Annotated in this window: 4 protein-coding genes; 2 read left to right on the forward strand and 2 right to left on the reverse strand. The window is 45.9% G+C overall.

Translation table 11 applies throughout. The features are described 5' to 3' along the window. Together O9295_RS16435 and O9295_RS27915 are read left to right on the forward strand one after the other, a co-directional pair. On the forward strand, positions 1-365 hold a 365-nt coding region (locus tag O9295_RS16435; protein WP_288033909.1), incomplete at its 5' end, for an RNA-guided endonuclease TnpB family protein. Positions 366-461: 96 nt separating this feature from the next. After that, a complete protein-coding gene (locus tag O9295_RS27915; protein WP_288033912.1) occupies positions 462-4,109 on the forward strand; it encodes a Calx-beta domain-containing protein in 3,648 nt (1,215 codons plus the stop codon). Between the two features lie 203 nt (positions 4,110-4,312). Here the strand turns inward: O9295_RS27915 and O9295_RS16445 are convergent, their stop codons facing one another. Together O9295_RS16445 and O9295_RS16450 are read right to left on the reverse strand one after the other, a co-directional pair. Then, on the reverse strand, positions 4,313-5,965 hold the full coding sequence (locus O9295_RS16445) for a DUF6930 domain-containing protein (protein ID WP_288033913.1): 1,653 nt from the start codon (positions 5,963-5,965) through the stop codon (positions 4,313-4,315). Positions 5,966-6,040: 75 nt separating this feature from the next. Beyond that, positions 6,041-8,113 carry a caspase family protein gene (locus O9295_RS16450; protein ID WP_288033915.1) on the reverse strand — a complete coding sequence of 691 codons (2,073 nt, stop codon included), beginning with the start codon at positions 8,111-8,113 and terminating at the stop codon, positions 6,041-6,043. Between the last annotated feature and the right edge of the window lie 221 nt (positions 8,114-8,334).

The raw sequence follows: 8,334 nt of genomic DNA on the forward strand, positions 1-8,334 counted from the left end.
TGGTCAAAAACCCCAAGTTATCTCAGGCAATATCTGACGTTAGTTGGGGAGAAATCACTCGACAATTAGCCTATAAATGCCGTTGGTACGGCAGAAATTACATCGAAATAGATAGATGGTTTCCTAGCTCTAAAAGATGTAGTAATTGTGGGCATATTGCTGAGAAAATGCCGTTAAATGTTCGAGAATGGGACTGTCCAGACTGTGGGACTCACCATGACCGAGATATTAACGCTAGTAAAAACATTTTGGCCGCAGGGCTTGCGGTGTCAGTCTGTAGAGCGACCATAAGACCAGAACAGAGTAAAACTGGGGCGGCAGGTGCGAAAAATCCTTCGGGACAGAAGCAGAAACCTAAATCGTGAGGTTTGGGAATCACCGTCCGTTTACGGCGGTGAGGATGTCAAAAGTCTTGAGCGATTAAATGTAAATGCAAACAAATAGTTGATGGAAAGGATGTTATGACTAATCTTCTTCAGACCACTCTCAACAAGACCTATAACCAACTGAAAAACTTTGCTGGTTTAAATGACTTCTGGAATTTGTTCGAAATAGCATTTGGTACACAATATGACCATACAGTAGCCACAAATCTCCGTTCTCAATGGCTTGTAGGTGATTTTAGTTCATTTCCGCAAATTGAAGTTCTTGATAGTAGCATTCTTGGTAACGCTAGTGGTGCTTATGGGACTAGCACGAATAAGATTTATCTCGCTGCTAATTTTCTCGATACAGCTACGGATACAGACATTATTGCGGTTTTGTTAGAAGAATACGGGCATTTTATTGATGCTCATATCAATCAGACGGATAGCGCTGGTGATGAGGGAGACATTTTTTCTAACTTAGTGCGTGGTAATAGTCTCAGTGCTGGGACATTACAGGCTTTGAAAGGTGAGAATGACTGGGCAACAATTACCGTAGGTGGCCAGAGTATTGAGATAGAACAGGCTACGATGTTTCTATCTGATCTCAACTTTACCGCCAGCGCTGGCGGACCTTTCAAGGTTAGAGATTTATTGGACGCCTTTTACTACGAAAATGTACAAACGATTAACCCTGGCGTATTCAGGGCGCGATTTAAAAATGTAATAATATTGCCCTCTACTTCTAATCTACCTTACAATCAAATTGGTAGTTTTGTTCCTGGATTTCCTCCTACTACTGGACTGACGACGACCATTACTCCACTTGACTCCACGGTAAAAGGACTGCTTATCCACACTGCCACGTCCACCATTGGGGGTTCAACACCTGCTATCTGGACACCACCTTCTTCAATTCCTCCTTACTCCAACACAACTACTGCAACTAATTTCCTATCACCTCTTCCATTCACGACAACTAGCAGACATTTATTTGCAGAGGATCTGTTCGTTGGTGCGCCTCTAAATATGGGCAGAATGTCTCGTTTTAGTCCTAGTGTTATTTCCAAAGTTACCCTAGTTTGGACGGGAACTCCTAGCACTACCGATATAGATCCTATGTTAAATCTCTCGTTAGTTCCTACAAGTCCATCTGGACCAACTATTACTCCAGTCACTATCGGTATTAATTCATTTGTAGGAACAGAGAATACTACAGGTTGGACTGGTGAGGTGTTTACTGGTGCAGGTGCATTTGAATACGTTCAACAGATTGAGATTCCTACTACCTATCTTCCATTTTCCAGCAGTTACGACGTCTTTGTTGGTGGCTCACTGGGTAGTAGTGCCTCCCAAGATTTTTCCATCTTTTTCACCTCTAACCCTGTAGTTGGTCAAGGTCACGGTTGGGGAGATGTGCATCTCGTAAGTTTTGATGGAAAACCCTATGATTTTCAAGCAGTTGGGGAGTTTATTCTTGTCAAATCTCTGATAGATGATTTTCAAGTGCAAACCCGTCAAAAACCTTGGGGAGCAAGTACAACTGTTTCTGTCAACACAGCTTTTGCCACAACGATAGATGGTTACAATGTTGTTTATGACTCAGAGCTTGCAGTTGGTCAAGAACTCAAAATTGACGGAGTGACCTATAATTTAGCAAGTGGTCAAAGTGTATTTCTGAGTAGTAGCAAAATCCAGCGTTCAGGTAATCAGTACACCTTCACCTATGCTGGACTAGACAGTGATTTATCCACAGCCGATGATAACGATGTCATCATCGCCTCGGACAATGGAAGCTACATTGATGTTTATGTCGATCCCGCTGACTATCGTTTTGGGGTACTTCAAGGGCTTTTAGGTAATGGTGATGGGGTTAGTACCAATGATTTTGCTCTGCGCGATGGCACAGACTTGGGACCTAATCCCACTGATCAAACAATACATACAACTTATGCAGATAGTTGGCGGATTACTCAGCAAGAATCCCTTTTCGGGACACCGACATTTGCTGATAAAAGTTTTCCCGCTAATTATGTCTCCTTACAAACTTTAGCGCAACAAAATCCCCAAGGAGTAGCAAACGCTTTCGCAAAGGGACGGGAATTTGGTATTGCTGAAGGTGCTTTTTTAAATGGTGGGGTTTTCGATTTTGTGGTGACGGGGGATGAAGGTTTTCTTAAAGGAGGGAAGCTGGCGGCAAACTTAGCGCTTAAAAATGGAGACATTCAAATTCCACTTGGAAGCATCCAAGGCAGTAAATGGAACGATGCTAATGCTAATGGTATCTGGGACAAAGGCGAAAAAGCCTTAGCCGGTTGGACAATTTACATTGATAGTGTTGCCAATGGAACACTAGATCCTTGGGAACTCTCCACAGTCACTAACGCTGATGGTCAATATACCTTCAGCAACTTAGGACCAGGAGAATATGCCATCCAGGAAGTGAATCAAAAAGGCTGGATACAAACCTTCCCCACCACTCCCTATGCGGTCAACTTGAAAGCAGGGGAAAAATTGACTGGCATTAATTTTGGCAACTACTTTGAGTTACCCACAATTAATCTTAGTCCCAGCAATCAGACTGTTGTTGAAGGTTTAACCACTCCTCAAAACGCCTCCTACACCGTCACTCTTTCCCAAGCAAGCAACCAAACCATCAGCGTTAACTATGCTACTGCTAACGGTACAGCAACCGCGGGAGCGGATTACACCGCCACCACTGGAACTCTAACCTTTGCCCCTGGTGTTACTACTCAAGTCATCAACATTCCCATTCTCAATGATTCCCTTAATGAGGCAGATGAGACCTTTACTTTAGCTTTGTCTTCTCCTACTAATGCTATTCTTGGTGCGGTGACGATAGCTACCACGACCATAACCGATACTATCACGGCCGCTGTCACCACAACTTTACCCGCAAATGTGGAAAATTTGACACTGACAGGAACTGCTGCCATTAACGGTACTGGTAACGCAGGTAATAACGTTATTACTGGTAATAGTGGCAATAACACCCTCAATGGTGGTGCTGGTAATGATACTCTCAATGGTGGTGCTGGCATTGATACCTTAATTGGTGGTTTAGGCAACGATATTTACATTGTTGATAGCATCACTGATATCATTACCGAAAATGCCAGTGCTGGTACAGATACCATTCAATCTAGTGTTACTTACACGATTGCGGCACTTGCTAACGTGGAAAATTTGACACTGACGGGAGCAGCCGCCATTAACGGTACTGGTAACGCAGGTAATAACGTTATTACTGGTAATAGTGGCAATAACATCCTCAATGGTGGTGCCGGACTCGATACCTTGACGGGGGGAGCAGGAAACGATGTCTTCCTCTTCCAATTTTCCCAATCTACTGTCGCTAACCCTGACCGGATCACTGATTTTGCGATCGGCTCCGACAAAATTGATTTGCTCAGTGCCGCAGGAGGTGTGCTGCCTGCCCCCGCTGCCTTTAGTCGTGCTGCCAATTCTGCGGCTACCACTTTAACCGATGTCGTGAATGCTGTTTTTACCGATGCCAATGGTGCCTTAGCTGGAAACCAAGCACTTGGTATTAATGGGGCGGCCCTGGTCCAAGTAACCACTGCTGGGATAGCCGGAACCTATATTATTGTCAATGATAATGTTGCTGGTTTCCAAAGTGCCAATGACTTACTGGTTAACGTTACAGGCATTACCGGCACATTACCCACTGGCAATATCCCTGTTTCCAACTTCTTTGTTTAGTGGATTCCTGATCGGGTGACAAGAATATTCTCAAGCCGGCGTGTTAGGGGTCGGGAATGGAGTCGCCTCCATCCCCCCCCTTCAGAATCGTGCATGAGACTTTCACCTCACACGGCTCCTAGTTTGATTGTTAGGGATACAGCTTGTCTTAGGCACTTGGGTAATGCCCGAAGCCTGCCCTCTGCCCCCTGCCTTGGTTAAAATTAACCAAAGTGAGGCATAAGAGTCAAAACTCCCAAGTCTAAATCTTTACTATTGATCGATTTTGCTTCGTAGAGGGCTAACATATCGTTTAATTGGGGATTACCGCAGGAGGAACCAGTTACCCCCATGGCAATAATCAAACCACAATAACCCTCGGTATTTTTGATGCGTTTTTGCCAATTGCGGCGAGCATTACGGTGGTCGGGATCATCTTGCTCGAATTCCCCAAACAGATAGAGATCACCGTTAGCCATTTTCAGAATCCCCAGATCATAACGGGTATCTTCGAGGGGATCTTCGCCGGGGTTAAAACCAATAGCCGCCAAACCGCCAGCTTGTTCGATTTTTTCGATAATTTCCTTGGCTTTCGGTCGGGAGGTCTGGATCATCACCACGGGGAAACCCTCTCCTTTTGTCGGTACGGACTGGGGTTGATAATGGATTTTTGGACGACTGCGAATTTTATCTAATAATTGCCAAGGAACCATTCCCAGACTGAGATGTGCATTATCAGGAACTAAATCCTCCTTGAGTACGGATTCTTCCTCATCATCCTCATCATCCTCATCCTCCTCGTCGTCGTCCTCCTCCAAGAGTTGCATAAATTCCGCACATAGATCGGGCATCGTGGCCACCGTCACCGCCACGGTTTCCCCTTTTGCTTGTTCGGGATCGAGGGGAATGCGAAAACGACGCTGTAATTCTCCGATCGGTTCTTCGGATAAAGCGGATTGATTGCCTTTAAAAAAGCGCAACAGAGCTATTAAAGCTAAATATACCGTGATTGCTTCTTCTTCATCTAAATAGGGGCGAATACCTTCGTAGGGATGCACGCTGCCGAAAACTGGATGGATTTGGGAGGGGGCAGCCGAGGCTAGATCGTAGTCATCCTCATCATCGTCCTCATCATCATCGGCCAATTCGTAGCTTAAAAACCAACAATCTTGGGAAAGAAAGGCTTTTTCTAATCTTTCCATCGATTTTTCTGCTAAAGCGGACTGCCGGAATTGTTTGAGGGATTCTAGGGAACGATAGAGAATGATTCCGTATTCCCGACCGAGCATTCCCATGACACAGGCGTAAAGATTCGGGAAATCGGAGCGATCGAGCTTAATTTGCAAAATATCGTAATCAGCTAAACAGGACCAGGGTTCAGCTTTCCAAATTTCGTGAGCGGTTTTCACTAAAGCGGACTGCCAAGCGGGAGGAATTGCCGGGGGGCGGTTATTTTGGAATTCGTCGAATCCACGAAAGAGATCATCGATCAGGGGCAAACTGGGGACATAATCGATGGTGATATCGAGATCTTGCAGTACCCCGCGCAGAAAAAACTGTGTTTCTCGATCGCGGACGATAATTTTTTTCGGTCTGGCTGGCCGGGCTGGATTTTGGGGTGTTTCGATGGCGCGGATTAAGGTTCTCACCATGGCCTCCGGCCCCGTTTCGGGGGAAACTACTTCCATAGCGCGTACACAGCCCTCGCTACCATCCACCCAGATCACGCACTCGCCACCGCTTTCTTGATTTGGTTCTAAGGTGGCCCGGGGCATTCTCTCGGATAAGGATAAAGCACGACGATCTCCTTCCCAAACACTGGGAATTTGTGGGATTTTTTTGAGGCGGCTTTGGGTGGTCCGGGGCAGAAGATTCATCGGGAAATTTAGGGGTAGCTGTTTTAGGATTTTAACCTTTTCTTTTCAAGGATTCCATAGAATCATTCTATCGATTTAGTCCATAACTTGATAAATAAACCGGAAACCTGACCAAGTTCCTAGATCAAAGGCGTATTCATCAATTACACTGCCAGAACTATCCATTTTTAGACCTAAATCTAATTTTAGATCGCTCCAGAAAGCTCTGGCTATTTCTAGGGGGTTAGTCAGGGTGAGCAGTTGGGTGGCTTCTCCCTTGAGGCTTTGAGTGGCATTGAGAAGGGTCAAGGTTTTCGGGAAAGGATGGCGACTGAGGATCAGTATATTCTCTCTGATGCCCTTGGGTTGACTAATTTTCCAATGCCCTTGGCGGTCATTGGGGATGGTGGCCTTGGTTTTGGCCGCCACGACAAAGGGGGCTAATGGGCTGGAATTGCTGAAATTATCGGGGGTTTCTGGACGGGAACAGTATAAAAGCGGTTGGCGATCGCTGTTGAGGACAATTATCAGTCCGTAGAGGGGTTGTTCTTCTTGATTCTCAATTTGATAGCGAATTTCCGTACCCACGGGCAGAATTAAGTCGTTTTTAGCGGTATTAGTCCCCCTGCTACCCGCAATTTTTTGGGTTGGCACTGTGGAGATATAGGTTTGATCGAGGCTTTCGAGGGTGACAATGACGGCTAAACCGGAGGATTCTTGATTGATCAACAAGTGCCACAATTTGCAGGCCAGCAGGGTTTCTAGTTGCGATTGCAGTCGTTTGATTCCCGATTTAATTGCTTCGTTGGCTGCCCCTAAACTACCGATAATTAGGGAGCCATTGGCAGATAATAACTGATAATTGCCAGTTTCTTCGCTACCAACTCGACTTAAGAGACAATCTACCGTTTGTTCGCCAATGTTAACCACGGCGGCCACATCGGGCAAACTGGCAAAGGTACTGGTAGCATCTACCCGTTCGATCCGGGTTAAGTTATGATCCAAACCGACGATTAAGCCGATTTTACTCGGAAAAACCCGCAATTTTTCCTCTAGAATCTGTCCTATTTCTAGGGAGGCGGTTGGTGATAATAACTGGGCTTTGGCTTTTAAACCCTGACGGGAGAGAATTTGTAGGCTGATTTCCTCCCCGGTCGCCTCAATAAAGCTCAAACAGGAGTTAATTCCGTAATTTTCCAGGATTTCTAAGGGGAGGCCGACCAGATTGACTTCTAGGGTGCGCTCGTCAATAAGATTTGTAACAATTGCCGCCCCACCCCTTGACTTTTCTGACGTTGTATGATAAAGCGACACAGAATTATTTTGATTATTGGTCAGGATTGTCGGTTGCTGTTGTTGACTGCTGTGACTAGCGACGAGATTACGGAGATGGGGAAAAGCGATCGCGATTGTCGGACTGGGGGAAGCTTGCCAGAGATACTGAGTGAGATCATAGGTGAATAAGCCAGCATTGGGGCTATTACCGCTCAATTCCAGGGCGATTTGCTCTGGTTTAGCGGCAGCGAGAATAACGCCGTTACTAGGCTTATTTTTGAGGTTAAAACGGGTTTTAATATCGGCAGCGAAAGTTAATTCGGCGGGGTTAGGATCAGTAATGGTTCTAGAATAGGAACGAATGCGGAGATTACCGAGATAGGGCTGAGGTTGGGGGAGATGACTACTATCAAAAATCAAGCTAAACTTATCCGTAGCTAGACAGCGAGCCATCAGCAGGATATTTTCCTTAAGTAAAGCATTTTCTGCCCCATCCGCAGTAATAAAAACCTCTTTTCCGGCCCCAACACTGCCATAACCGCTAAAGTGAAAAATTACCACATCCCCCAACCTGGCTTGGGCGATCAGGTGTTCTAAAAAAGCCGCTTCGATCGCTTCTCGACTGGCTTGTTGTCCCGTTAAAGTTACTATATCAGCATCCTGAAAGCCAAAACGATAACGGAGAAGGTCTTTTTGTAACTCCACATCGGTAAGACAGCCGGGCAGCGGCGGAATATTCGCCCCATACTGGTCAATACCGACTAAAAGAGCCAATTTTCTGGGATTAGGGGCGGCGAGAGCAGCCAAATGACGGTTAACTGTCCCTTGACTAATCGCCAAAGTCAGCAACCCCCAACCTGTCTGCTGGATCAATTCTCGCCTAGTTATGTTCATCGAAAATTTTGGGTGGGAAACCCCGCCGTTCTAGGTTGGCTTTACGTTAGAATTAAAAAGACCGTCTCGAAAACCAAGTGGGCGGACAGCACCTTGAAAACTCGGCTTAGGGAGTTCCGTTCAGAAAAGCTTGGCCGGGTAAAAAGTCGCGCGCAACAAGTACAAGAAGCTATAGGCGGTCAACGTACCGTGGGACACACGGAATCGGGCTTCTGAAATGG

The sequence above is a fragment of the Microcystis sp. LE18-22.4A genome (assembly GCF_027531105.1).
GTDB lineage: Bacteria > Cyanobacteriota > Cyanobacteriia > Cyanobacteriales > Microcystaceae > Microcystis > Microcystis aeruginosa.

Excerpts from the sequence above, each read along its gene's own strand:
- O9295_RS27915 (WP_288033912.1), top strand. The coding sequence starts at position 462 with ATGACTAATCTTCTTCAGACCACTCTCAACAAGACCTATAACCAACTG.
- O9295_RS16445 (WP_288033913.1), bottom strand. The coding sequence starts at position 5,965 with ATGAATCTTCTGCCCCGGACCACCCAAAGCCGCCTCAAAAAAATCCCA.
- O9295_RS16450 (WP_288033915.1), bottom strand. The coding sequence starts at position 8,113 with ATGAACATAACTAGGCGAGAATTGATCCAGCAGACAGGTTGGGGGTTG.